This is a genomic window from Dapis brunnea BLCC-M229 (genome assembly GCF_050015995.1).
Classification (GTDB): Bacteria; Cyanobacteriota; Cyanobacteriia; order Cyanobacteriales; family Microcoleaceae; genus Trichodesmium.
In genome coordinates this window covers 294-3,342 of record NZ_JBNHEP010000292.1, presented here as the reverse complement: position 1 = coordinate 3,342, position 3,049 = coordinate 294, and the positions used below count along the sequence as shown (strand labels likewise).

Here is a 3,049-nt window from a genome sequence, read left to right as displayed (position 1 = left end):
AATTACTAAACGTAACGTTAATTTAATCGTTGATGACAGTTTAATGCGTGTATATATGGAACAAGAATATGTAGCAAATATTTATTCAAATATATAAGTCAATTCTGAAGAAAGGTTCATAATAAGCTTCAAAAATGTAAGGTAGTGTTGTAAAAAAATTCTTGGGTACAACAATGGAGGTAATAGGTGCAAATTACTAAACGTAACGTTAATTTAATCGTTGATGACAGTTTAATGCGTGTATATGTAGCAACTCCCAAAGCACCAGGAATTTACCCAGGTATTGTATTTTACAGCGATATCTATCAGTTAGGAGGCCCAATAATTCGTCTAGCTAACTATTTGGCGGGATATGGTTATGTAGTTGCTGCCCCAGAAATTTTTCACCGAACTGAGCCAATAGGTCTCGTCATTGAGCCAGATGACCTGGGGCGGATACGGGGTAATGATAATGCTCGTCGAACAGCAGTGCCTGAGTATGATGCAGATACCAGAGCTGCGATTGAATTTCTCAAAGCAGAAAGTTCTGTTGCTGCGGATAAAATAGGTGCTATGGGTTTTTGTATTGGCGGCCATTTAGCTTTCCGCGCTGCTTTTGAAAAAGATATTAAAGCTACAGTTTGTTGTTATCCCACTGGCATTCCTAGTGGGAAGTTAGGTAAGGGGGTAGCTGATACTATTAAACGAGTAAGTGAAATTGAAGGTGAAATACTTATTGTCTTTGGTAGTCAAGACCCTCATACACCAGAAGGCGATCGCCAAACTGTGATTAAAACTTTGGAGCAAACTGGTGTAACTCACAAAATTTTCTTATATGAAGCAGAGCATACTTTCATGCGTGATGATGGTTATCGTTATGACTCTGTTGCAACTACTTCAGCTTGGTCTGAAATTATACCTTTCTTTAATCGTGTGTTTGGGAATAAGGGAGTAGGGAGTAGGGAATAGGGAGCAGGGGGAAAGAATTGATATGATATAAGTAGGTAGGCGTTAAAATTTATTGTTATATGAAGGCAGAAGGCAGAGGGCAGAAGGCAGAAGGGAAGAGCTTTTAGAGCTACTTTACTTTTTGTTACATAGTTAGTTTTTTTCGTGCCTACCTATCTTATTTAGTGTAATAATTGACTTGATTTTTTACTATTAGAGATGTCTAATAGATATCCCCAGAATTATAGCCGAAGTCAGAAGTAGGGGTAAATCGCCATTCGCCCCTAAATTTGCAGCACGGACTAAATTTGAAAGAAGCGAGAATGTTCTAGATGTCCTAGGAACTGCTATATATTAGTTTTTTGTTACATACTCCCACACTAAGCTGGCGCTATAGTCTGGACTTCTCCTTTCGCAGCCCTGCCATTGCATCGGGCTCCACGAGCTTTAAGAACGGAATCAAATACCGCCCTATTTTTTATATTTATCGCTGCATTCAAGTCCCTGTCTATTACAATTAGGAAGGTTCCATCGAACCTCCCTTTTTAACTAAGATAGGATAACTATATTAGGCAATTAGGCAGATACTTTATCTGGGAAATATTTCTTGAGTTTTTGCAACTTGGGAGGAATTGAAAATACACAATAAGGTTGATAAGGATTTTTATTAAAATAGTTTTGATGATATTCCTCAGCTCTATAATAATCCTTCAAATCAACTACTTCAGTGACAATAGGATTTTTAAATGTGCCATTATTATCCAAAGTTGAAATTACTTCTTGAGCAATATCTTTTTGTTCTTGGGAATGACACATAATAATTGAACGATACTGAGTACCAACATCATTTCCTTGTCTATTTAGTGTTGTGGGGTCGTGAGTCACAAAAAATATTTCTAAGATTTCACGCAGTGATATTTTCTCAGTGTCAAAGGAGACTTTTACCACTTCAGCATGGCCAGTTTGTCCAGAACATATAGACCTGTAGTCAGGATTTTTAGTATTTCCTCCAGCATAACCAGACTCTGCTTCTTTTACCCCTGCCACAGACAAAAAGACAGATTCTACGCACCAGAAACATCCGCCACCTAATACGATTGTATCTAACATTATTTTCGTCTCCAAACTTTAGCTTTTATTTGCATTAGATATTCATTGTAAACTGATTAGAGAGCAATAGGTTTTAGATCGAGATAGTCGTGAACCTTTGTTGAACAAACTGCTAGGAAAATTTATTGGCAGGATAAACCCAATAAAACGTCTGAAAATTTTGGTTTATTCTGTGGGAAGCAAACTATATTTCTCAACCCAAGCTCAATAATTTAAGGTTTTTAGCTTTAACGAAAATCTATTCTATTACAGAGCAATCAAGTCAATAAGTAGAGTTTTTCAATTTACTTTGGATAAATTAGGCATGATAATTGATTTGTAATTGACTAGATACATCATCCTTCTAAAAATTTGCATAAATTGAATAAAATTCCAATTTTTCAGCTCAAAAAAACCTTGCAAGTTCTTGTAAACTGCAAGGTTTAATTATTAGTTTGTTGTGATATCTGATCAGTTGAAATCAGCTATCAGATTTCTCTGAGCAGAAATCTACCAATAGCAGTTTAGCTTTATTAGCTATTTTATTCACCAGCAAATGCCAATTGCTGAACTTGTCGTTCTCCTAAGTTCAACGATTGAAGTGTCACAGTTGGATCGGCGACACCCAAATTTTCACCCTCTACAACTGCATTGGGTACTTCGTCTGCAGGTATAAAATTACCGCTATCAGTAGGGAACTCAACGAACAATGTACCTGTGAGATTATCTGTTGGAGTAAGGGTACGACCAACTGGACTAATGTTAACTAAATCAGGCAGTGCAAAGGTTGTAACTCCATCGCCTCCAAAAAACTGATTACCCACTACATTAAATAGCTGCTGATTCCCAGCGATCGGCAACACTTGACCTTGAAGAGAGAAGAAACCTGGTGGCACAGATAGACCAGGCCATAAAACAATTTCTCCTGTTAAAAAGTCTGCAGGAGCGTTGTCTCCAGCAATTATGTAGCCGATAGGGAAAGTTGGGATAGTAGCACCAGGAGCACCAGGAGGACCAGCAGGACCAGTGGCAC

General features: G+C 37.7%; 3 protein-coding genes. 1 reads left to right on the top strand and 2 read right to left on the bottom strand.

The window, feature by feature from the left end; all coding sequences use genetic code 11:
* The first annotated feature begins 186 nt into the window (after positions 1-186).
* On the top strand, positions 187-948 hold the full coding sequence (locus tag ACP6PM_RS33620; protein ID WP_426591192.1) for a dienelactone hydrolase family protein: 762 nt from the start codon (positions 187-189) through the stop codon (positions 946-948).
* A 555-nt stretch (positions 949-1,503) separates the two neighbouring features.
* Here ACP6PM_RS33620 and msrA read toward each other — a convergent pair.
* Complete coding sequence (msrA, locus tag ACP6PM_RS33615) at positions 1,504-2,037, bottom strand: peptide-methionine (S)-S-oxide reductase MsrA (RefSeq protein WP_426591191.1); 534 nt, start codon at positions 2,035-2,037, stop codon at positions 1,504-1,506.
* A 521-nt stretch (positions 2,038-2,558) separates the two neighbouring features.
* Positions 2,559-3,049, bottom strand: a 491-nt coding sequence (locus ACP6PM_RS33610; protein WP_426591190.1) for a phage tail protein, incomplete at its 5' end; no start/stop codon positions are given.